The organism is Pseudarthrobacter phenanthrenivorans Sphe3 (assembly GCF_000189535.1).
In the GTDB taxonomy this organism is placed as follows: domain Bacteria; phylum Actinomycetota; class Actinomycetes; order Actinomycetales; family Micrococcaceae; genus Arthrobacter; species Arthrobacter phenanthrenivorans.
This window is the reverse complement of record NC_015145.1, coordinates 1,493,853-1,516,397: the sequence shown is the minus strand read 5'-3', so window position 1 is coordinate 1,516,397 and position 22,545 is coordinate 1,493,853. Positions and strand designations below refer to the sequence as shown.

At 66.1% G+C, this 22,545-nt stretch carries 22 protein-coding genes; 5 read left to right on the top strand and 17 right to left on the bottom strand.

The features are described 5' to 3' along the window. Positions 1-4: 4 nt before the first annotated feature. From ASPHE3_RS07005 to truB, 10 genes are all read right to left on the bottom strand, one after another. Positions 5-2,266, bottom strand: coding sequence for a polyribonucleotide nucleotidyltransferase (locus ASPHE3_RS07005; RefSeq protein WP_041652015.1), 2,262 nt, complete (start codon positions 2,264-2,266; stop codon positions 5-7). 242 nt (positions 2,267-2,508) lie between these two features. After that, positions 2,509-2,778 carry a 30S ribosomal protein S15 gene (gene rpsO, locus ASPHE3_RS07000; protein ID WP_013600532.1) on the bottom strand — a complete coding sequence of 90 codons (270 nt, stop codon included), beginning with the start codon at positions 2,776-2,778 and terminating at the stop codon, positions 2,509-2,511. Between the two features lie 182 nt (positions 2,779-2,960). After that, complete coding sequence (locus tag ASPHE3_RS06995) at positions 2,961-4,220, bottom strand: kynureninase (protein ID WP_013600531.1); 1,260 nt, start codon at positions 4,218-4,220, stop codon at positions 2,961-2,963. After that, positions 4,217-5,071 carry a tryptophan 2,3-dioxygenase gene (gene kynA / locus ASPHE3_RS06990; RefSeq protein WP_013600530.1) on the bottom strand — a complete coding sequence of 285 codons (855 nt, stop codon included), beginning with the start codon at positions 5,069-5,071 and terminating at the stop codon, positions 4,217-4,219. The genes ASPHE3_RS06995 and kynA overlap by 4 nt, the downstream gene beginning before the upstream one ends. 37 nt (positions 5,072-5,108) lie before the next feature. Beyond that, entirely contained in the window at positions 5,109-6,092 is a 984-nt protein-coding gene (locus ASPHE3_RS06985; protein WP_013600529.1) for a bifunctional riboflavin kinase/FAD synthetase, read from the bottom strand. 121 nt (positions 6,093-6,213) lie between these two features. Then, positions 6,214-6,585, bottom strand: coding sequence for a helix-turn-helix transcriptional regulator (locus tag ASPHE3_RS06980; protein ID WP_013600528.1), 372 nt, complete (start codon positions 6,583-6,585; stop codon positions 6,214-6,216). 21 nt (positions 6,586-6,606) lie between these two features. Continuing rightward, positions 6,607-7,638 carry a TerC family protein gene (locus ASPHE3_RS06975; protein WP_013600527.1) on the bottom strand — a complete coding sequence of 344 codons (1,032 nt, stop codon included), beginning with the start codon at positions 7,636-7,638 and terminating at the stop codon, positions 6,607-6,609. Positions 7,639-7,848: 210 nt separating this feature from the next. Beyond that, positions 7,849-8,319: a hypothetical protein gene (locus tag ASPHE3_RS06970; RefSeq protein WP_013600526.1), complete on the bottom strand. Its 471-nt coding sequence runs from the start codon at positions 8,317-8,319 to the stop codon at positions 7,849-7,851. A 19-nt stretch (positions 8,320-8,338) separates the two neighbouring features. Continuing rightward, positions 8,339-8,692: a hypothetical protein gene (locus ASPHE3_RS06965; RefSeq protein ID WP_013600525.1), complete on the bottom strand. Its 354-nt coding sequence runs from the start codon at positions 8,690-8,692 to the stop codon at positions 8,339-8,341. Positions 8,693-8,694: 2 nt separating this feature from the next. After that, positions 8,695-9,648, bottom strand: a complete 954-nt coding sequence (gene truB, locus ASPHE3_RS06960; RefSeq protein WP_013600524.1) for a tRNA pseudouridine(55) synthase TruB — start codon at positions 9,646-9,648, stop codon at positions 8,695-8,697. A gap of 116 nt (positions 9,649-9,764) precedes the next feature. On the opposite strand from truB, the gene ASPHE3_RS06955 reads away from it, so the two are divergent. After that, positions 9,765-10,922 (top strand): pyridoxal phosphate-dependent aminotransferase, encoded by a 1,158-nt coding sequence (locus ASPHE3_RS06955; RefSeq protein ID WP_013600523.1) that lies wholly within the window; start codon positions 9,765-9,767, stop codon positions 10,920-10,922. A 26-nt stretch (positions 10,923-10,948) separates the two neighbouring features. Here ASPHE3_RS06955 and trxA read toward each other — a convergent pair whose 3' ends face one another. Continuing rightward, on the bottom strand, positions 10,949-11,386 hold the full coding sequence (gene trxA / locus ASPHE3_RS06950; protein ID WP_013600522.1) for a thioredoxin: 438 nt from the start codon (positions 11,384-11,386) through the stop codon (positions 10,949-10,951). A 2-nt stretch (positions 11,387-11,388) separates the two neighbouring features. After that, positions 11,389-11,874, bottom strand: coding sequence for a nucleoside deaminase (locus ASPHE3_RS06945; protein WP_013600521.1), 486 nt, complete (start codon positions 11,872-11,874; stop codon positions 11,389-11,391). Between the two features lie 179 nt (positions 11,875-12,053). On the opposite strand from ASPHE3_RS06945, the gene ASPHE3_RS06940 reads away from it, so the two are divergent. Beyond that, positions 12,054-13,193: a ScyD/ScyE family protein gene (locus tag ASPHE3_RS06940; RefSeq protein WP_013600520.1), complete on the top strand. Its 1,140-nt coding sequence runs from the start codon at positions 12,054-12,056 to the stop codon at positions 13,191-13,193. Positions 13,194-13,299: 106 nt separating this feature from the next. On the opposite strand, the gene rbfA is transcribed toward ASPHE3_RS06940, so the two are convergent. The 5 genes from rbfA to ASPHE3_RS06915 form a co-directional block, all read right to left on the bottom strand. Then, positions 13,300-13,809, bottom strand: coding sequence for a 30S ribosome-binding factor RbfA (gene rbfA, locus ASPHE3_RS06935; protein ID WP_013600519.1), 510 nt, complete (start codon positions 13,807-13,809; stop codon positions 13,300-13,302). A gap of 248 nt (positions 13,810-14,057) precedes the next feature. Continuing rightward, entirely contained in the window at positions 14,058-17,006 is a 2,949-nt protein-coding gene (gene infB, locus ASPHE3_RS06930) for a translation initiation factor IF-2 (RefSeq protein ID WP_013600518.1), read from the bottom strand. Positions 17,007-17,158: 152 nt separating this feature from the next. Continuing rightward, the gene (locus ASPHE3_RS06925; protein ID WP_217259048.1) at positions 17,159-17,500 is read right to left on the bottom strand and encodes a YlxR family protein; all 342 of its coding nucleotides are present in this window, start codon (positions 17,498-17,500) and stop codon (positions 17,159-17,161) included. 212 nt (positions 17,501-17,712) lie between these two features. Beyond that, entirely contained in the window at positions 17,713-18,693 is a 981-nt protein-coding gene (gene nusA / locus ASPHE3_RS06920; protein WP_013600516.1) for a transcription termination factor NusA, read from the bottom strand. Next, positions 18,693-19,271: a ribosome maturation factor RimP gene (locus ASPHE3_RS06915; RefSeq protein ID WP_013600515.1), complete on the bottom strand. Its 579-nt coding sequence runs from the start codon at positions 19,269-19,271 to the stop codon at positions 18,693-18,695. The genes nusA and ASPHE3_RS06915 overlap by 1 nt, the downstream gene beginning before the upstream one ends. A 101-nt stretch (positions 19,272-19,372) precedes the next feature. Here ASPHE3_RS06915 and ASPHE3_RS06910 point away from each other — a divergent pair, with 101 nt between their 5' ends. The 3 genes from ASPHE3_RS06910 to ASPHE3_RS06900 all read left to right on the top strand — a co-directional run bounded on the left by ASPHE3_RS06910 (position 19,373) and on the right by ASPHE3_RS06900 (position 22,545). Then, on the top strand, positions 19,373-20,635 hold the full coding sequence (locus ASPHE3_RS06910) for a DUF4439 domain-containing protein (RefSeq protein WP_013600514.1): 1,263 nt from the start codon (positions 19,373-19,375) through the stop codon (positions 20,633-20,635). Positions 20,636-20,650: 15 nt separating this feature from the next. After that, positions 20,651-21,418, top strand: coding sequence for a VIT1/CCC1 transporter family protein (locus ASPHE3_RS06905; protein ID WP_013600513.1), 768 nt, complete (start codon positions 20,651-20,653; stop codon positions 21,416-21,418). Positions 21,419-21,504: 86 nt separating this feature from the next. Further along, positions 21,505-22,545, top strand: a complete 1,041-nt coding sequence (locus ASPHE3_RS06900) for an aminoglycoside phosphotransferase family protein (RefSeq protein ID WP_013600512.1) — start codon at positions 21,505-21,507, stop codon at positions 22,543-22,545.

Genomic DNA, 22,545 nt, shown 5'->3' with positions numbered 1-22,545 from the left:
AACTTTAGACGTCAGCGCCTTCAGCAGGTTCGGTGGTGTGGACGCGCTCGGTCTCGACCTCGGCGCCTTCTTCCTCGGCAACAACCGGGGCCAGCGAGAGCTTTCCACGGTCATCGATCTTGGTGATCTCCACCTGGACCTTCTGGCCCACGGAGACAACGTCATCGACGTTGTCCACGCGCTTGCCGTTGGCCAGCTTGCGCAGCTCGGAGATGTGCAGGAGGCCGTCCTTGCCCGGGGTCAGCGACACGAAGGCACCGAAGGTGGTGGTCTTGACGACCGTACCCAGGTAGCGTTCGCCGATTTCCGGGACCTGCGGGTTGGCAATGGCGTTGATGGCGGAGCGTGCTGCTTCTGCAGACGGGCCGTTGGTGGCGCCAATGTAGACCGTGCCGTCGTCCTCGATGGAGATGTCGGCGCCGGTGTCTTCCTGGATCTGGTTGATCATCTTGCCCTTGGGGCCGATGACCTCGCCGATCTTGTCCACGGGGATCTTCACGGCGATGACGCGCGGTGCGAACTCGGAGAGCTCGTCCGGGGTGTCGATGGCCGAGTTGATGACCTCCAGGATGTGCAGCCGGGCTTCGCGGGCCTGCTTCAGGGCTGCTGCCAGCACTGATGCGGGGATACCGTCGAGCTTGGTGTCCAGCTGGATGGCCGTGACGAACTCGGAGGTACCGGCAACCTTGAAGTCCATGTCGCCGAAAGCGTCTTCGGCGCCGAGGATGTCGGTCAGTGCCGCGTAGCGGGTCTGGCCGTCAACCTGGTCGGAGACCAGGCCCATGGCGATACCGGCGACGGCGGCCTTCAGGGGCACACCGGCGTTCAGCATCGAGAGGGTGGAGGCGCAGACGGAACCCATGGACGTCGAACCGTTGGAACCGAGGGCCTCGGATACCTGGCGGATGGCGTACGGGAATTCCTCGCGGGACGGCAGGACCGGCACAAGTGCACGCTCTGCCAGGGCACCGTGGCCGATTTCGCGGCGCTTGGGCGAACCCACGCGGCCGGTTTCACCGGTGGAGTACGGCGGGAAGTTGTAGTTGTGCATGTAGCGCTTGGTCTTCACCGGCGACAGCGAATCGATCTGCTGTTCCATCTTCAGCATGTTCAGCGTGGTGACACCCATGATCTGGGTCTCGCCGCGCTCGAAGATGGCGGAGCCGTGGACGCGCGGCAGGACCTCGACCTCGGCGGTGAGCTGGCGGATGTCCGTCAGGCCGCGGCCGTCGATGCGGATCTGGTCCTTGAGGATGCGCTGGCGCACAACATGCTTGGTGACCGAGCGGAATGCTGCGGACAGCTCCTTCTCGCGGCCCTCGAACTGGCCGGCCAGGGAAGCGGTGACCTCGTCCTTAAGGGCGTCAGAAGCGTTGTCGCGCTCCTGCTTGTCCGCGATCTGGAAGACAGCGGCCAGCTTGTCAGCGGCAGCGGACTCAACAGCGGCGTAGACGTCGTCCTCGTAGTCCAGGAACACGGGGAATTCGACGGTGGGCTTGGCGGCGCGGGCAGCCAGGTCCGCCTGGGCTTCGCAGAGTGCCTTGATGAACGGCTTGGCAGCCTCAAGGCCCTCGGAAACAACCTCTTCGGTGGGGGCGGTGGCGCCCTGTTCCTTGATGAGGTTCCAGGAGTTGTCGGTCGCTTCGGCTTCCACCATCATGATGGCGACGTCGTCACCGGCGATGCGGCCGGCCACCACCATGTTGAACACGGAGTTTTCCAGCTGGGAGTGCTTGGGGAAAGCAACCCACTGTGATCCGTTTTCATCGGCGACCAGGGCAACGCGGACGCCGCCGATGGGGCCGGAGAACGGCAGGCCGGAAAGCTGCGTGGACATGGAGGAGGCGTTGATGGCCACCACGTCGTAGAGCTCGTCGGGGTTGATGGCCAGGACCGTCACCACGATCTGGACCTCGTTGCGCAGGCCCTTGATGAAGGCAGGACGCAACGGGCGGTCCATCAGGCGGCAGGCCAGGATGGCTTCAGTGGACGGGCGGCCTTCGCGGCGGAAGAACGAGCCCGGGATGCGGCCGGCAGCGTACATGCGCTCTTCGACGTCGACCGTGAGCGGGAAGAAATCGAAGCCTTCACGCGGGTGCTTGCCGGCGGTGGTGGCGGACAGCAGCGCGGTGTCATCGTCGATGTAAACCATCGCTGCGCCGGCTGCCTGCTTGGCGAGGCGGCCGGTTTCAAAGCGGATTACACGCTTGCCAAAGCGGCCATTGTCAATGACTGCCTCTGAGAACTGGATTTCGGGACCCTCCAAGAGAGTCACCTCCGTTTCTGTTTTACGGAAGTCCAGCCGCATCAACCCAGCCCAGTATCTGTCTACTGGCCCTGCACCCGGTCATCGATCGAGACCCACGGGCCGGGGCTTCATCAAGGAAGCCGTTCCCGGGGATCACTACCGAGGACCGCGAATGCGTGATGCGGTTGATCCTCCTGTTTAGTTATTCATGTGAAGAAGGCGGCCCGTTCCACGGAGGAAGGGGCCGCCCCAAAGTGTGACTAGCGGCGCAGGCCGAGGCGCTCGATGAGCGAACGGTAGCGGGCGATGTCAGTCTTCTTGAGGTAGCTCAGCATGCGCTTGCGACGACCAACCATGGCCAGCAGACCGCGCTGGGTGTGGTAATCGTGCTTGTGCTCCTTCATGTGCTCAGTCAGATCCTTGATCCGCTGGGTCAGGACAGCAACCTGGACCTCAGGTGAACCGGTGTCACCTTCGCCGGTTGCGTATTCCTTGATGATGGACTGCTTTACAGCGGCGTCAAGTGCCACAATATCTCCTTGGGATGTGCCGTGAGGGCCCAGGTCAGTAATTCACTGCCGGGTCTGCCGCCATGGCTTGCCCTGGACTGCCGGACGCTGCCACAACAACAGGAACCAGCCGCCACGGACTGCAGCCGGATCCATCGTTCAGTTTACCGGCCTCTGCCTAATGTTGTCGAAACCGGCTCGAATCACCCCTGCAGCCGGTCCCGCATCGCGGCCATGCCCTGCAGGGTCTCCTGGAAACTGGTGCTCAGCGGTGACAGACCCACCCGGATGCCGTGGGGAGACCGGAAGTCGGGAATTACATCCCCGGCCCACAGCGCCTCCACCGTTGCCTTGGTGAAGTCCGGATGGTCCACGGTGATGTGGCTGCCGCGCCTGGCAGGCTCGCGGGGCGTGCCGAGTTCCGCACCCAGGGGCGCCAGCAGGGCGTCGAACACTTCCACCGCGAAGTCCGTCAGCTGTATGGATTTCTCCCGGATGGCGGCCATCGTGGCCTCCTCGATGAGGTCCAGCGTTCCACGCATCGCCAGCATGCCGAAGACCGCCGGCGTTCCGCTGAGGAATCCGCGGATGCCCGCTGCCGGCTCGTACCCGGCGGCCATCTCAAAGGCGTCCTTGCGCCCCATCCAGCCCCAAATTGGCTGGTTGAGGGACGCGAGGTGGCGCTGGTTGACGTAGGCAAAGGCGGGCGACCCGGGACCGCCGTTGAGGTACTTGTAGGTGCAGCCGGCGGCAAAGTCCACGCCGGCACTGTCCAGTCCAATCTCCACCGACCCGGCGGAGTGGCACAGGTCCCACACCACCAGCGCCCCGGCGTCGTGCACTGCCGCGGTGATGGCAGGCAGGTCGGCCAGATGGCCGGAGCGGTAGGCAACCTGGCTCAGGAGTACGACGGCGGTGCGCGGCCCCGTTGCCTCCCGCACCTGTTGAACGGTCACCCCGGCGGCTGGGTCTGCCTGGATCCAGCGGAGGGTCAGGCCTTCTTCCAGGGCGATCCCTTCCACCAGGTACCGGTCAGTGGGAAAGTTTTCGGTGTCCAGGACCAGTTCGTTGCGGTCCGGGTCGGCCACCGCGGCGAGGGCTGCACGGATCAGTTTGTAGAGCACCACCGTGGTGGAGTCGGCGATGATGGTCTGGCCGGGTGCTGCGCCGAGCACGGCCCGTCCCAGCTGGTCGCCAATGGACTGCGGCAGGTCCAGCCACTCCTCGTCCCAGCCGCGGATCAGCCGTCCGCCCCAACCTTGGGTGATGAAGCGGCTGATGTCGTCGGGGGTGCGCTTCAGCGGACGGCCCAGGGAGTTGCCGTCCAGGTATGACAGCGGGGTGTCGGTGCCGATGAAGTGCTGGCGGCAGTGTGCCAGCGGGTCCTTGTTGTCCAGCTCAACTGCGCGCTGCTGCAACCATGTTTGGGCATCTTTGGTTGGTGATTGCTGGTCCATGCTCATTGCCCGATCTCCGTCCTGACGGCGAACAGCTCTGGAAAGAACGTCAGTTCCAGTGCCTTTTGCAGGAACGCGGCGCCGCTGGAACCGCCGGTCCCGGATTTCATGCCAATGGTCCGCTGGACCGTCCGCAGGTGGCGGAAGCGCCACAGCTGGAAGTTGTCCTCCAGGTCCACCAGTTCCTCGCAAGCCTCATAGGCGCCCCAGTTGCCTGCCGCGTTCTCGTAGATGTGCTTGAACAGCGGCACCAGTTCGGGAGTGTACTCGTGGGCCCTGGTCACGTCCCGCTCCAGGACGGAGGCCGGAACGTCGAATCCCTGGCGCGCGAGGTAGGCGAGGAATTCATCGTAAATACTGGGTGCCAGGAGCAGTTCCTCCAGCATGGCGTGTGCCTCCGGATCTGACTCGAACACCGGGAGCATTTTGCGGTTCTTGTTGCCGAGCACGAACTCCACAGCACGGTACTGGGCAGATTGGAAACCTGAGGAGTTGCCCAGGAAGCCGCGGAACTGGGAGTACTCGGTGGGTGTCAGGGTGGCCAGCACGGACCACTGTTCGGTGAGCGTTTTCTGGATGTGCTTCACCCGTGCGATGCCCTTGAGGGCTGATCCCAGGTCGTCTGACCTGAGCCAGGCGGCCGCGCTGCGCAGTTCATGCAGGACCAGCTTGAGCCACAGCTCGGTGGTCTGGTGCTGGATGATGAAAAGCAGTTCGTCGTGGTGTTCCGGCTTGCTGACCGGCTGCTGCGCACTCAGGAGTGTTGGCAGCTGGAGGTAGGACGCGTAACTCATCCGGGAGCTGAAGTCGCGGACAATGCCTTTGTCCAGCTTCCGGGTGTTCTTCTCGACGGACACGGTCCTGCCTTTCCCTGATGGCGCCCTTCCGGACGGTTCAGCGCCTGGCGAGCAGATCGTGGGCCTGGATGACGTCCAGGCGCATCTGTTCCACGAGTGCCTCCGGCCCACGGTAAGCCACCATGCCCCGGAGCCGGGCCACGAATTCCACGACTACTGTCTGGCCGTACAGATCGAAGTCCTCCACGGCCTCCTTGGGCCGGTCGATCACGTGGGCCTCCACCTGCCGGCTGACGCCGTCGAAGGTGGGGTTCGATCCCACGGAAATGGCCGCTGGCCACCGCTTTCCGGCCTGGTCCACGAGCCAGCCGGCATAGATCCCGTCGGCTGGAATCAGACCGCTGGCGTTGCTGGCAAGGTTTGCAGTGGGGAAGCCGAGGGCCCGGCCGCGGGCGGCACCGTGCACAACTTCGCCCCGCATACGGTGCGGCCGGCCCAGCACTGCTGCAGCCGTGGCCACGTCTCCCTCCTGGAGGACTTCGCGCACCCAGGTGGAGGAACAGCGGCGGTCCGTGCCGTCGTCGTCATGCAGGGGGTAGCCCTCGGAGCCGAACTCGCTGATGACCTGCACCTCGAAACCGAACTTGCGTCCGAGCTCCCGCATGGTTTCCAGGTCCCCTGAGTTGCCGCGGCCGAAGCGTACATCGTGGCCGATAACGACATGGCCGGCATGAAGGCAGTCCACCAGGTACTGCTCCACGAATTCCTCCGGGGTGAGGCTGGCGAGGTCCAGTGAATACTTCATGACCAGGATGGCGTCCAGGCCCAACTCCCCCAGCGCCTCCAGCTTGTCCGGCAGCCCCATGATCAGCTCAGGCGCGGATTCCGGACGGTGGACCAGGGCAGGGTGCGGATCGAAGGTGACCACAACCGCTTTGGACCGTGTGATGCGGGCCGTGCGGACCAGTTCGGACAGCACCTGCTGGTGCCCCCGGTGGACGCCGTCGAAGTTTCCGATGGTGACAACAGATGGGCCGAAGTCCGCCGGGACCTCGGACGGATCGTTCCAGATGTAGACCATCACCCTCGCCTTAACCGCTTGCAAGTACCAGTGTCCGGGCCGGTACCGGCCGCGGAACTCTCTAAGATTACCTGCATTCGGGGGCCCGCCCTGACGAAGGGGAAACCCCCGTGCGTTGCTGCTACTGCTCCGTTGGAGCGTCCGGACCTCCGCCGGGCGCAGGGCCTGAGAACAGGCGGATCAGTCCATCCACCTCCTGCGCCGCAGTGGTGGGGTGCCGGAAGTGCTGGTGCGGCCTGATGGTGTAGCGCGTCCTGCGCCCCACCCTGGCGCGCTCCAAGTAGCCGGCAGTTTCGAGGTCCTTGAGGATCTGCAGGGCAGCCCGCGTGGTGATCCCCACCCTTCCGGCGATATCGGCCACCAGGATATCGGGATCGCGTGCGACGGCGAGCAGGACGTGTCCATGGTTTGTGATGAATGTCCAGGCGGGCCGGGCCGGCCCGCCTGGACGGGGGGGAACCGGGCGGCTGGGATCGGAACTTTCAGCTGTCACGGATGCTCCCTGTGTGTAGTGCTATGGATGGTTTGACCTGCTGGGTTCCCTGCGGCGCCACAAGGGTTCCAGGGCCGCCATGTCCTCGGGTGTCGCACTCCCGAAAGGGGCTTGCGCAGGTGCCGGCAGCGGCTGCCGTCCCTGGCCCCGGGTGGCCCACAGGCTTGCGGCCACCGAGACGGAGAGGATCACTGCGATGACCGCCAGTGACACCGGGGTGGGGATGTAGTAGATGTCGATCTTCAGGAACATCTTGATGCCCACCCAGATCAGGACAAGCGCCAGGCCGGTCTTGAGGTAGATGAACCGGTGGATGAGGTCCGCCAGCAGGAAGTACATGGCACGCAGGCCCAGGATGGCGAACGCGTTGGCCGTGAACACGAGGAACACGTCGTCCGTCACCGCGAAGATGGCAGGAATGGAATCAACGGCGAAGATGATGTCCGTTGCCTCCACCAGGACCAGGACAGCGAGCAGCGGGGTGGCCAGCAGGACGCCGTCCCGCCGGATCAGGAAGCGCTGCCCATGGAAGTCGTTGGTCATGGGTACGTACCGGCGGAATAGCTTCAGCGCCCGGGACTTTGCCGGGTCCACATGGTCATTCCGGTGCCGGATCATCCGGTAACCCGTGACCAGCAGGAATGCGGCGAACAGGTACAGCACCCATCCGGCACTGGCGATGATGGCGGCACCGGCCGCGATGAAGATGCCGCGGAACACCAGTGCTCCCAGGACACCAAAAAACAGGACGCGGTGCTGGTACTCCCGCGGTACGGCGAAGTACGTGAAGATGATGGCCCAAATAAACACGTTGTCCACCGCGAGGGACTTTTCAATCAGGTAGCCGGCAAAGTATTGCTGGCCGAACTCCGCACCGTACAACTGCCACACCAGGACGCCGAAGCCAACACCAAAAGCCACCCAGACGGCGGACCACAGCGCCGCTTCCCGGACGCCGATCACATGGGCTTTGCGGTGGGCAAAGAGGTCTACGGCAAGCATCAGGACGATGAAGAGAAGGACAGCCAGCCAGCCCCACAGGGGAACATTCATCAGGAACCCACTTCCAGTCAGATTAACCAACCGGAGGTCTTTCCCGGCTCCCTCAGGAGCCTGCTTCACCGGGCCGCTCAGGGGCGGCCGGACTGACGACGAAGCATTCGGGGGATACTCCCCTCCACATGAATTAGTGAACCAGACTTCATGTGTTTAGGCAAGGACCGGCGGCGGCCGGAGCCGCATCGATCCGAGTCGAAGTGCCGGTCAGGCTGCAGCAGCCTTCGCGGCGGGCCGCCGCCGGTACAGCCACACCAGGCCCAGGATCGGCAGCAGCAGCGGGATAAAGGCGTAGCCCCGGCCAAACAGGGACCAGACGGTTTCGTGCGGGAAGGCCACGGGATCAAACACGCTCAAGGCGCCCACCACCACCACGCCGATGAGTTCCACCAGCACCGCTGCCACTGAAACTTTGAACCAGGTGCTGCCGGCCTTGGCCAGCGAGACCGTGGCCACCACGTAGACGAGGGCCGCGAAGGCGGAGAGCAGGTACGCGAGCGGAGCTTCGGAGAACTTGGTGAGGATCTGGTACCCGGCACGGGCGGACGCCGAGATGGCAAAGACGGCGTACACGGCAATGAGCAGCCGGCCCGGGCCCGTATTGCGGCTGTTGGCGGCGGTCCGGCTGTTGCCCGGGATGCGCTGGCCGGCGGCGCTGGTTGCCTGCTGGTCTTTCACGTTATGTGCTTCTTCCATTTCAATACCAGATCTGGTTCATGCGTGCCGCCATCACCAGCGCGGTGACGCCCACGGCGGCCAGGACAAAGTTGCTCCACCTGGTCCGCTCCAGGATGGACCAGTAGACGGCCGCCGGCGGCAGGAGCATGGCAGTGACGAGGTAGCCCCAGAACTCCCACGCTTCACCCGCGATAGGTTCGCCGGCAATGACCCTGACGATGGAGCCCACCAGGTAAACCAGCAGGGAAACTTCCACAGCTGCCACGGACAGGATGGTTACGTCGTTCGGAGCCTTCTTCAGGATTCCCGCCGTGAGGCAGATACCCGTGGACAGGAGCCCCACCACCAGGATGATGTAGAAATATGCGTCCACGCTCAGCCCTCCCCGACGCTGCCTGGGGTGGAGCTGCCTGGGGTGGAGTTGCCGTTGCCGGGGGCAAACACCAGCACTGGTTTGGCGAAACTGCCGGCATCAGCCAGCAGGGCCACCAGGCTTCCGTCGGGCGCGAAAGCGGCTGCCGGGTGCTCGGCAGTGGCAGCTTCGGCGCTTCCCGTGGCAGCGCCGGCAGCAATGCGGCGGCCGAAGGAAATTTCAGTGGTTTCCTCGGCGGTGAGCTCGCGGTTGGGCATCAGCGCCCGGGCGGCCTGGGACATTTCCAGGACATTGAGTTCCTCGGCCAGTTGTTCGAGCGTTCGCGCCTGTTCCAGGGAGTAGGGGCCCACGTGCGTCCTCCGCAGCGCGGTAAGGTGCCCACCAACCCCCAGCGCATTGCCCAGGTCCCGGGCCAGGGCGCGGATGTAGGTGCCGGAGGAACATTCAACGGTGACCTCCACATCCACGGTGTCCGTTTCAGGATTCCGCCGGATGGCGTGCACTTCGAAGCGGTGGATGGTGACTGGACGGGCGGCCAGGGTAACGTCCTCACCCGACCGGACGCGCGCATAGGCACGCTCACCGTTGACCTTGATGGCGCTGACGCTGCTGGGCACCTGCTGGATGTTGCCGGTCAACGCCGCAACGCCGTCGTGGATCGCCTGCTCACTGACCCCTGAAGTGCCGGCCGTGGCAGTGACTTCACCTTCGGCGTCGTCCGTTACGGTCGACTGGCCCAAGCGGATAGTGGCGGTGTAGGTCTTGGAGGTTCCCACGATGTAGGTGAGCAGGCGGGTGGCCTTGTTGATGCCCACCACCAGCACCCCGGTGGCCATGGGATCGAGGGTGCCCGCATGCCCTACTTTCCGGGTCCCTGCGAGGCGCCGCATCCGGCCAACCACATCATGGCTGGTCCATCCCTGCGGCTTGTCCACTATCACCAGTCCAGAAAGCACGCCTCCCAGTATATCGGCGCTGGTTGACGCGCCGGCGCACACGTGGGACCGGGGCCCTGCAGCAGCCCCGGCGCCAGGGCCGGGCGGCAACCCTTGCGCCAGCTAGGATGGCAGGCATGCCCGAGCTTGCCGCCCATGCCCGCGATGTGCCCGTCAACCAGATCCGCGAGATTACCGAGGCCGCGTGGCGGACTCCCGGCGCCCTGGTGCTCAGCATCGGCGAGCCCGGCTTCCCCCTCCCCCGTCACGTCCTGGACGCAGGCATGGCGTGCCTGGACCGGGACGAGACCAACTACACGCCCAACGCGGGCATCCCGGGGCTGCGCGAAGCTTTCGCTGCCCGCTTCCGGGAGCAGCAAGGCATTGATATTGCCGCTGACCGGGTCTACGTGGTGGACGGGGCGCAACAGGGCCTGCACTTCGCCATGAGCCTGCTGCTCTCCCCCGGTGACGAAATTCTGGTTCCCAATCCGGGCTACCCCACGTTTGCCATGACCAGCCGGCTCCTGAATGCCGTTCCCGTGGGCTATCCGCTGTACCCGGACCACGGTTTCCAGCCCAGGCCCGGCGACATCGAGGCGCTGGTCACGGACCGGACCCGGGTGCTGGTCCTGAACTCCCCCTCCAACCCGCTCGGCGCCGTACTTGCCGAAGACCTGACCCGCGACCTGATGGACCTGGCCCGCCGGCATGATCTGTGGGTCATCTCGGACGAATGCTACGAGGCGTTCACCTACGACGTGCCGCACGTCAGCCCCGCCAGGTTCGACGGCGGCACTCCCGATGACTCCCGCGTTTTCACGTCGCTGACCCTTTCCAAGACTTACGGGCTCACCGGGCTGCGGATCGGCGCGCTGATCTGCCCGCCCGGGATCAAGCAGGAGATGGACAACGTGATGGAGTCGATCGTCTCCTGCGTGGCGTCGCCTTCGCAATACGCCGCACTCGCTGCCCTGACCGGGCCGCAGGACTACGTGGAGCACGCCCACCGGCACTACCGGGCCAACCGGGACGCGGCGTCGGCGGTCCTCGATGCCAAGGGAATCCCTTACCTGAAGGCGCAAGGGGCCTTCTATTTGTGGGCGGATGTCTCCCATGCCACCGGAGGGGACGTCCGAAGTTGGGTACGCCGCTTCCTCGCCGACTCGGGCGTCGCCCTGGCGCCGGGGACCGCGTTCGGTTCCATCGGCGAGGGCTGGGTCAGGGTGGCGCTCTGCGGAAAGCAGGATGACCTGGTTGAGGGCCTGAACCGGCTGCCCGGCCGTCACGGTTGAGAGGTCCCTGACCAGCACAAAGGGAACTAGCGGCGGGTCCCGGAAAGTGCCCCGTCCAGCCAGGAACGCAGTACGTTTGCCGGCGCTGCGCCGGCCTGGCGGGCTACCACCTTGCCGTCCACAATGACCATCAGGGTGGGAATCGCCTGCACGTCGAACCTCCGCGACAGGGCCGGCGACTTGTCCACGTCCACCTTGACCAGTTTGATCCGACCTGGCCGCTCCCTGGCCAGCGTGTCCAGCACTGGACTCACCATGCGGCAGGGACCGCACCAGGCGGCCCAGAAGTCCACCAGCACTGGAACGGGCGACTGCTCGGCCACGGCGGCAAAATCAGCATCACCCGCAGCGACGATCCACGGCAGCCCGGCTTTGCAGCTGCCGCACCGCGGCCTGCCGGCAGCCTGTGCGGGCACCCGGTTGGTCTTCCCGCAGGCGGGGCAGCTGATAAGTGCAGGTTCCATTCCTAGTATTCCTTTCTGCCCTCAAAGGCGCCCCAGGCTTGGAAGGGCGCGTCCGACGACGCGATGTCGCCTCGGGTGACGGGCAGGAGTTCCGGCCGGGTCCCCTCGAAGTAGTCATAGAAGACGGCGTCGTCGAAGCCGGCGGCGGCGGCCCCGTGGCGGTCGGCCGCGAAATACACGCGGTCGATCCTTGCCCAAAGTGCGGAGGCAAGGCAAAGCGGGCAGGGCTCGCAGCTCGCGTACAGCACCGCCCCGTGAAGGTCGTAATTTGCCGTGGCTGCCGCCGCGGCACGGATGGCCACCACCTCGGCGTGGGCCGTGGGATCGTTGTCCCGGGTGACGCGGTTGACCCCTTCGTGCACGCGCCCGTCCGGCGTCACCACCAGTGCCCCGAACGGTCCGCCCCCTTCACTGACGTTCCTGGTGGCCAGTTCCACGGCCTGCTCCAGGTATTTGGCGGTGAGGGTGGTGTCGTTCGGCTGCGTCATAGCTAGATCCTAGCCATTCGATGCGGGATTAGGGGATGAAACAGGGGGCCTGATTAGGGGCTGGCTACCGACGACACGTGCGCCATGGCGGGCGTAGGCTGACGCCGGGGGTTCTCCTGTCCGCCTCTCCGTGAGGCTGCATATCCCGGCCCAGATTGGGCACAACCCCGGAGTATTCAATGAAGAAGAACATAACCATCATCGCCTGCTTGGCGGCTGTTGCCGCCCTCGCACCGGCGGCCCCCTCGTGGGGACACGGCCCCGCTCCGCAGCCGGAACCGGACGTCCTGGCCGAGGGTCTCGTCTCGCCACTCCACCTGGCTATTGGAACAACCAAATCCGTCTACGTAACCCAGGACTTCGCGGGCACGCTTAGCCGCGTCAACCGGGACAAGACCGTGGAAACCGTGTACCAGGCACCCCAAGGCTGGGGTGTTGCCGGTGTGGAAACGCGCGGCGCCACCACCTTTTTCCTAGAAACCAAGGGAGCGGGCCAAGGTGATCCGGCCGCTTTGGGCGGGTACCTGAAGTCCATCAATCCAAGGGGCGCTGCCAGGACCATAGCGGACCTGGCGGAACACGAGCGAAGCACCAACCCCGACGCCGGCCAGCATTATGGCTTTGCGCCTGGGACGAGCGAACAATGCCTCACGGAAGCCGCAGCCGTCCCGCAGGCTCCCCCTGGCCAGTACACAGGAGCGCTGGATTCCAATCCCTACGCTGCATACGTCCAGGGAAACAGGGCCTATGTGGCTGACGCCGGGGCAAATGCAATCCTCAAGGTCAGCGTCAATTCGGGCGCAGTCGCCACCCTGGCCGTCCTGCCGCCGAGGCCCGCGGTGCTTACGGCAGATGCCGCGGATGCCTTGGGCGCACCAAGTTGTGCAGGGTTTGAGTACGCGTTCGAGCCTGTCCCCACGGATGTTGAAATGGGGCCGGACGGCTGGCTCTACGTGTCTTCCCTGCCGGGAGGACCGGAGGTTCCTGCGCTCGGTGACCGCGGCGCCATCTTCAAGGTAAGCCCGTGGACGGGCGAGGTGAAACTCTGGGTTGAATACATCCTCAGCCCCACCGGCCTTGCCGTGGCGAACAACGGCGATGTGTACGTGGCTTCGCTCTTTGGTAACCAGATCCTGAAGTTCCACGGGTGGAAGGGACATCGCACCGAGTTCCTGGCAGTCGGGGCGCCGGCAGACGTCGAAATCCACGGCCGGACGCTCTACGCCACAGCGGACGCCCTGGGCGGTCCCCCGCCCGGCCCCGGCGCCGCCCCCTCTGGCCCACCGCAGGGCAAAGTGGTGAAGGCCGACCTCCGGTAGAGGCCGGAAACGTTTCCTGGGAAGCAGAAGGCCCGGACTGCATCTGCGGTCCGGGCCTTCTGCTGTGCCGGCTTTGATGCCGCACCGGCTGTTTATATGTCGCCGTTTACTTGTTGCCGTCTTCGTCGAGTTCCTCGTCGTCGCTGAGGTCAAAGTCCTCTTCGTCGAAGTCGTCCTCGTCGATGTCCACGTCGGCCGACGCGTCGCTCTTGTAGGGATCGGCGTCGCCGGCATGCTTTGCCTGGGCCGCCAGGGCGGCCACCTCAGCGTCGCGCTTCTTGGCTTCCCTCAGCAGCTCCTCAAGATTGGAGGCAACCTGGGGAATCTGGTCGGCCACAAATTCGAGGCTGGGAGTCAACCGGACGGTGATGTTCCGGCCAACCTCCTGCCGAAGCACCCCCTTGGCCTTCTCAAGTCCCTTGGCGGCGTCGGCCTGGACAGCCTGGTCGCCAAAGACGGTGTAGTAGACGGTGGCATGTTGCAGGTCATTGGTCACTCGGGCATCAGTAACGGTGATGCCCTCCAACCGCGGATCCTTAACCTTCCGGCCCAGGGCCTCAGCAACAACAACCTTAATCCGCTGCGCCAACTTGGCAGCACGTGCCGGATCAGCCATGAACAACTCCTAAAAAAATTTGGAACGTACGACGGCGTGTTGCAGCTGACGTACCCACGTTCGATTGATGCCACGCACTCTGGGCGGGCCTAAGACGGACCCACGTTGGGATTTTTCCGGCGGCCTGGGAGTGGCATCGGGCCTGCCGAAGCTGGGTGGCCGACGTCGTAAGACGTTGGCCACCCAGCGAAGGGGCGGGGCCGCCGGAAAAATCCCAACGACCCCGCACCCTTTAAGGCTGGAACAGCCTAGACGCGCGGCTTCTCACGCATCTCGAAGGTCTCGATGATGTCGCCTTCGTTGATGTCGTTGTAAGAGCCGAGGCCGATACCACACTCGAAGTCCGTGCGGACCTCGGTGGCGTCGTCCTTGAAGCGCTTGAGCGTCTCAACGGTGAGGTTGTCACCGATGATCTTGCCGTCGCGGCTGATGCGTGCCTTGGAGTTACGGCGGATGACGCCCGAGCGGACGATCGAGCCGGCGATGTTTCCGAACTTGGAGGAGCGGAAGACTTCGCGGACCTCGGCGGTACCCAGCTGGACCTCTTCGTATTCCGGCTTGAGCATGCCCTTGAGCGCCATCTCGATGTCATCGATCGCGGAGTAGATGACGGAGTAGAAGCGCATGTCCACGCCCTCGCGGTCTGCCAGTTCGGCAACCCGCTCGGCAGGCTTGACGTTGAAGCCGATGATGACGGCGCTGTCCACTGTTGCCAGGTTGACGTCGTTCTGCGTGATGGCACCCACACCGCGGTGGATGACGCGCAGCTGCACGCCTTCGCCGACGTCGATCTTGAGCAGGGCGTCCTCGAGGGCTTCCACGGCACCGGACACGTCACCCTTGAGGATGAGGTTGAGGGTGTCGATCTTGCCTTCGGCCACTGCCTGGTCGAAGTCTTCGAGGCTGATGCGCTTGCGGCGCTTGGCCAGGGCGGCGTTGCGGTCGGCTGCTTCACGCTTCTCGGCGATCTGGCGGGCGGTGCGCTCGTCAGCGGTCACGAAGAAGGTGTCGCCTGCACGCGGGACGTTGGACAGACCCAGCACCTGGACGGGGCGGGACGGGCCTGCCTCGGTCAGTGCGCTGCCGTCGTCGTCGAACATCGCACGGACGCGGCCGTGGGCCGTGCCTGCAACGATGGTGTCGCCGACACGCAGCGTACCGGACTGCACCAGGACGGTGGCCACGGAACCGCGGCCCTTGTCCAGGTTGGCTTCGATGGCGATGCCGCGGGCGTCCTTGTTCGGGTTGGCGCGCATGTCCAGGGCGGCGTCTGCTGTGAGCAGGACTGCCTCGAGCAGCTCGTCGATGTTGAGGTTCTGGCGGGCAGAGACCTCCACGAACATGGTGTCGCCACCGTATTCCTCGGGAACCAGGCCGTACTCGGTCAGCTGGCCGCGGACCTTGTCCGGGTTGGCGCCTTCCTTGTCGATCTTGTTCACGGCCACCACGATGGGCACGTTTGCCGCCTGGGCGTGGTTGAGCGCCTCAACGGTCTGGGGCATCACGCCGTCGTCCGCTGCGACCACCAGGATGGCGATGTCGGTGACCTTCGCACCACGGGCACGCATGGCGGTGAACGCCTCGTGGCCCGGGGTATCGATGAAGGTGATCTTCCGGTCATTGCCCTCATGGTTGTGCGTGACCTGGTAGGCACCGATGTGCTGGGTGATGCCGCCGTGCTCGCCCGCCATGACGTCGGACTTGCGGATGGCATCGAGCAGTCGGGTCTTACCGTGGTCCACGTGGCCCATGACGGTGACGACCGGAGGACGTGCCTCAAGGTCTTCGTCGCCTTCGGCTTCAAGCTCGGCGTCGAAGTCGATGTCGAAGGTGGAGAGCAGCTCGCGCTCCTCGTCCTCCGGCGACACAACCTGGAGCTTGTAGCCAAGCTCCTCGCCCAGCAGTGCGAAGGTTTCCTCGTCCAGCGACTGGGTTGCGGTTGCCATTTCACCGAGGTGGAACAGTACCGTCACCAGTGCGGCGGGGTTCGCCTCGATCTTGTCGGCGAAGTCCGTGATGGACGAGCCACGGCGCAGCCGGATCACAGTGTTGCCGTCGCCGCGGGGTACGCTCACGCCACCCAGCGACGGTGCGCTCATCTGCTCAAGTTCCTGGCGCTTTGCGCGCTTCGACTTGCGCTGCTTGCCGCGGCCTGCGCCGCCCTTGCCGAAGGCACCCTGGGTGCCGCCGCGTCCGCGGCCGCCCTTGCCAAAGCCACCGCCGGCGGGAGCACCGCCGCCGCCACCGGGACCACCGGTGCCGGGAGCGCCACCGGGGCGTCCGGGACCGCGGCCGCCGCCACCGGGACGTCCTGCACCTGCGGGTGCGGGACGCTCAGTGCGGTTGGGCATCATGCCTGGAGTAGGACGGTTTCCGCCGGCGCCACCGGGACGCGGTGCACCCGGGCGGGGACCACCGGCACCGGCTGCGGGACGGGGGCCGCCTGCACCGGCTGCGGGACGCGGACCACCGGGACGGGGACCACCCGCACCGGCTGCGGGACGCGGACCACCGGGACGGTCGCCGTCGGTGCGGCTTCCACCCGGACGGGGCATGCCCTGGGACGTGGCGAACGGGTTGTTGCCGGGACGGGGAGCACGCTCGCCGTCCCCGCCGCGGCCGCGGGGCATGCCCTGGGACGTGGCGAAGGGGTTGTTGCCCGGGCGGGGACCGCCGGGGCGGGGAGCTGAGCCACCCTGTGATCCGCCGGAGCGGGTGGGTGCTGCAGGGGTTTCAGCTTTGGGGGCCGGCCGTGCGCCGGGCTTTGCGCCCGTGGACGGAGCGGCGGGTGCTGCGGGACGGCTGGCGGCAGGTGCCACCGGTGCCGATGCCGCGGGCTGGGCTGGTGCCGCCGGAGCAGCCTGTGCCGGCGCAGCTGCCTGGGCAGCCGGTGCTGCCGGAGCGGCGGGTGCCGGTGCCTCGGACTTGGCCGCGGGCGCCTTGGGTGCAGCCGGGCCGGGAGCCGGGGTTGAAGGACGTGCTTCTGCCGACGGGGCGGGCGCCTTGGGCGCGGCGGCCGGAGCTGATGCCTTGGCGGCAGCGTCGGGGAAGGCATTGCGCAGCTTGCGCACTACCGGGGCCTCAATGGTTGAAGAGGCGGAGCGAACGAATTCGCCCAGTTCCTGCAGTTTTGTCACTGCATCTTTGGAAGTAATACCGAGCTCTTTCGCAAGCTCGTGTACGCGGACCTTGGCCACATTTCTCCTGTCTCGGTCCGCACCGAGCCAGGCACGAACCGTCTACTTCTTACTGCGGGCCCCAGCCGCGTTTACTGCGGAAGGGCCCATTGCAGAGCGCAACAAAGTTGTCATCGTTACGCACTCATCGCTGGGAACTCATCGGGTTTCCATCAGATTTCTGACCCGCTTTCAGGTTGGACGGTTGGTGTTGCAGTTGCCGGAACGCCTGCAACGTTCGGGCCTGACTTGATCCGGCGTTCGACGGCGTCAGTTCCGGTTGCGCCGCCGAGGGCGCGCCCGAATGCTCGCCGCTTGATCGCCAGAGCCAGGCACGATTCGCTGGGATGCAGCCATGCACCCCGGCCAGCCATCCGGCGTCGTTCATCCACAAGGACAGCGCTTGATCCGCTGCCTTCGGCGACGAGCCGGAGTAACTCAGACCGCAGGCCCTTCTTTCGGCATCCGATGCAGGTACGCTCCGGTTGATTCCCGCTTGATGCTGGCACGGTCATCTTCCTGACGTTCATATCTGCTGGCCATTGGACAGGCCTCCTCCGCTGTTCACCGGGCCTCCGCGAAGGGAGCTCCGATGGGAACGGAAGGGGCACGCCCGAGGCGCACGGCTGCCGGCTGTTAGGCGCGGTCTTTTCTATTCTAGCCCCTCCCGGCCGTTCTGCCCGAAACTTCGCAGGCGTTTCCGGCTTCGGGAGGCAGCCCGAGAGCGCTAGTTGTCGCGGCCGGCAGCGGCGTCGGACACAATATCGATCCGCCAGCCGGTGAGCTTGGCAGCCAGACGGGCGTTCTGGCCCTCTTTGCCGATGGCCAGGGAGAGCTGGTAGTCCGGAACCACCACGCGGGCGGAGCGGGTTGCTTCATCGGTAATGGTGACCGAATTCACGCGCGACGGCGACAGCGCACTGGCAATGAAGGTGGCCGGATTCTCGCTGAAGTCGACAATGTCGATCTTTTCGTCGTTGAGCTCAGTCATCACGGCCCGGACGCGCGAGCCCATTTCGCCGATGCAGGCACCCTTGGCGTTGATGCCGGGGACGTTTGCCTTCACTGCGATCTTGGTGCGGTGCCCTGCCTCCCGGGCCAGCGCAACGATCTCCACCGAGCGGTCGGCGATCTCCGGGACCTCGAGTTCAAAGAGCTTCCGGACGAGGCCGGGGTGGGACCTGGACAGCGTGACGGACGGACCCTTGGAACCGCGGTGGACGTCGATGACGAGGGCGCGGAGCCGGTTGCCATGGATGTACTTTTCGCCGGGAACCTGCTCGGGCGGCGGCAGCAGTGCTTCCACGGAGCCCAGGTTGACCTGGATCATGTGCGGGTTGTTGCCCTGCTGGATGGTGCCGGACACCAGTTCACCTTCGCGGCCCTTGAACTCGCCCAGGACGTTGTCGTCTTCGACGTCGCGCAGGCGCTGCAGGATGATCTGCCGGGCGGTGCTGGCGGCGATCCGGCCGAACCCCTCGGGGGTGTGCTCGAACTCACCGATGGGGGCGCCGTCGTCGTCAATCTCGACAGCCCAGATAGTCACGTGGCCGCTCTTGCGGTCCAGCTCCGCGCGGGCCTTCTCGAAGGCGCCGGGCGACTTGTGGTAGGCCACCAGGAGCGCCTGCTCGATGGTGGGGATCAGGAGGTCCAGCGGGATTTCACGCTCACGCTCCAGAAGTCTCAGTGCGCTCATGTCAATATCCATTAGGCCTCCTCAGAAGGTCCATTGTGTCCAGGTTCCAGACCATCCTCGGGGAGGTGGCTGAATTCGATCTCGACTTTTCCGTTGCGGATCCTGTCGAAAGGAAGTTTTACGGGGTCGCCCTGCCTGGGCTTCATGCCCTTCTTGACGGCGATCTCCGGGACGATGGTGACGCCGGCGTCATCCACTGCCTGGATCCGGCCCGTGACGTTGTCGCCCTGGAGCACGTTGACCTTGACCAGGCGGCCCTTGGCCCGGTGCCAGTGACGGGGTTCCGTCAGGGGACGCCCGACCCCGGGAGAGGACACTTCAAGGTCGTAGGGGCGTCCGTCGTCGCCGGGATCATTGTCCAGCACGTCCGAGAGGACCTTGGAGATGTCCGCGATGACGTCCAGGCCCACGCCGCCGGTTTCCTCCTGCGGCAGGTCCACTACAACGTGGACCACACGGTGGGACCCTGCCACGATGGCCACGTCCTCCAGGTACAGGCGGTTCGCCTGGACCGCGGGTTCGAGGAGCGCGCGGAGCCGGGCCGCTTCCGGGTTGCCTGATGAAGCCGTGGCTTCTGCATTGCTCACCATGCCGGCCGCCTCCCTATAGATGATGTGGTGTTTACTAGCGTAGCTATTTTAGCCGTCCGGTGGGACGGTGAATCCCCGCAGGCGTGACACCATGGTCTGTTGTGAAAGACGACAATCGGGAAAACCGCCCCATCCTGCGCTATTTCCGGTACGCCGTTATCTCCTTCACACTCTTCCTGGTCCTCAGCCTCGGCTTCACCCTGATCCCTGCCGAGCCTCCTGCCCCCGCGGATCCGCCCTTTTCAGAGCAGGCACGGCGGGCTGCCCTGGCGGACTCGCTGGACCTGCTTGCAGCGGCCCGGCAGACCGCCGAGGCAGCCGGGGCGGACACGGCCGCAAGCCCCGCCGCGGACGCGACTGTGACTTTGCTGACCCTGCAGGCACGTGCCCTCGTTTCGCCGTCGGAATCCTCCCTGCCGGACGCTGCGACGGCGCCGGCCTCTTCCCTGTCCTCCCCGTCCGCGGCCTCTGAAGGAACCGCGCCCGCACCTGAACCAACCACGGCGGCCACCCCCGCGGACCTCGCTGCCGCCCTCTCGACCAGCGGCCTGCAGCGGCTCAGGGACGCGGAAACAGCCGACGGCGGCATGGCACGGCTTCTGGCGGGGGCGGGCACTGCGCAGCTGCTCGCCGCCGGGAAACTCGCAGCGGCCAGCGGCGTTGCCCTGGAGACACTCCCCCATGCTGCCGCGGCGGCACCCGGCGGCAGCACCGCCGTCGGCTCCCCTGCCTCCACGCCCGGCCCCACCCCCTCCGACTGCCCCTCGCCCCACCCTGTGCCGACAGGACTTCCGGCAACGGGAAGCCCCGCTCCGGCTGCGGCTCCGGCTACTGACGGGGACGCCCCAGCGTCCGCCAGGCCGGCGCTACCAGCACTGCAGGCATCAGCCCTCGGGGCGGCGCTGTCCGCGGCAGGGGCGGCGGAGCATCAGGGCGTCTACGCCTACCAGGCAGCCCTTCCACGGCTTGCCCCCGACCAGACCCTGATCGCGCAAGGCTTCCTTGAACAGCACCAGGAGCTTGCCTCCGAAGCGGCGGCGCATGCCCGTGCGGCATGCCTTGAACCGGCCACCCAACAGCCGGGATACGTCCTTGATCCCGGTTTCCTTGCGGCGCCGGCCGCCGGGCTGGCGGCCCTGGAGCTTGCGGCCTTGCCGGTGTACGGGGATCTTGTGGCGCACGCTGATAGCGACGTCCGGAAGTGGGCCATCGCTGCCCTCCAGTCCACTGCCCGCCGCGCAGTGCAGTGGGGAGGCGACCCGGGCCCGGTTCCCGGCATCGCCCTGGACCCGGAGCAGCTGCCTGGCCTTTCCGCCGCTCCCACCGCCTCCCCTGCCCCTAAGGTGGCCCCCGGAGGCTTCTGATGGTTTGCTGAAGGCATGGATGCATTTGAACCGCCGCAGCCGTCCGGAGCCGATCCGCAGGGCCGCGGGCTCCAGCGCCACCTGGAAACCGAGCCGCATGGCAACGACATCGCGCAGCGGCTGAACTGGCTGCGCGCGGGTGTCCTCGGCGCCAATGACGGGATCGTCTCCGTCGCCGCCATCGTGGTGGGCGTTGCCGGCGCCACGGCCGAATCCGGCCCCATCCTTGCTGCAGGGGCCGCCGGCCTGGTGGGCGGTGCCGTGTCCATGGCACTGGGTGAGTACGTCTCCGTGAGCAGCCAAAGCGACAGCCAGCGCGCGCTGATCGAAAAGGAACGCCGGGAACTGGCCGAGGAACCTGAGGAGGAACTGGCCGAACTGACTGCCATCTACCTCGCCAAGGGCCTCACCCCGGAAACGGCCGGGAAGGTGGCTGAGGAACTTACTGCCCACGATGCCCTGGCCGCGCACCTCTCCGCTGAACTCAATATCGACGAGACAGACATCGTCAGCCCCTGGCATGCCGCCTTCGCATCCGCCGTGGCGTTCATCATCGGGGCCATCCTCCCCATGCTGGCGATCCTGCTCCCACCCCCGGAGATCCGGGTTCCGGTCACCTTCGCCATGGTCCTGGTGGCACTGGCACTGACGGGCGGCCTGGGGGCATGGATCGGGGGCGGATCAAAGACCAGGGCCGCGCTGCGCGTGGTGGTGGGCGGTGCCCTGGCTTTGGCCGCAACGTTCAGCATCGGCACCCTGCTCGGGGCCACGGGAGTGGTCTAAGGCTGCGCCGAAATGGCGGGGTGACTGCGACGGAAACTGCGGCGCCCCCGCAGGCCGGCCGTCCCTTGCACGTACGCTTGGGACTGATGAACCAGCCAGCAGCACTCCCCATCCCGCCGGACCTGGCTGCACGCTATGGACGCAGCCGTGAAGGCCGCGACTGGCTGGCATCCCTGCCCGGCATCGCCGGCAGTCTCCTGGAGAAGTGGCGCCTTGTTTCCGACCTCCCTCCCGGATCCCTGCCATGGAACGGCCATGGGGCGATCGTCCTGCCGGTGTGCCGGGAGTACGGCTCCCCCGCCGTCCTGAAAATTGCCTTTCCGCACGATGAGGCGAGGCGTGAGCACCATGCGCTGGCACTGTGGCAGGGTCGGGGCGCCGTCGCCTTGCTTGATTCGGATCCGGACACCTGTTCCATGCTCCTGGAAAGGCTCGACGCCGGGCGCCCGCTCTCCGGCGTCCCCATGGCTGACGCCGTAGTGGTGTGGGGAGGGCTGGTCCCGCAATTGGGACTGGTGCCTGATGACCGCCGCCAGTGGCGGGAATTCGAGCACGTTGCCGCCCGCGCGGAGCAGTGGAGCGATGACCTTCCCGCGGACTGGGAACAGCTTGGCCGCCCTTTTCCCCGGTGGCTGCTGGAAGCGGCGCTCGAAGTCTGCCAGACCCGCGGGGCGGTGGGACGGCGCTCTGCCCGGGACGTCCTGGTGCACACGGACCTGCACTTCCTCAACATCCTGGCCCGGCCGGATGCACCCGCCGGCGAAGCCACGTCCCCTGCAGGGTATGCCGCCATCGATCCACAGCCCATGATCGGCGAAGCGGAATTCGCCGTAGCCCCGCTGTTGTGGAACCGCCTGCAGGACCTGCCCCTGAACCATCCCGAGTCCGGGCTGCGGCAACGCTGCGCGGAATTCAGTTCGGCGGCCGGGCTCGATCCCGAGGCGGCCCGGCAGTGGGCCGTGGTGCGGGAAGTGGCAAACGCCTTGGCGTACGCGGGAAAGCCGGGCCACCGGGGCGACCTGGCACGTTCCCTCTGGGTGGCAAGTACCCTGGCCGGCCGCACCCTGGATGGATTGCCCCCGGCGCATGCGTTGCCGGAACCCGGCCAGGCCGCCCTCGAAGGGTGA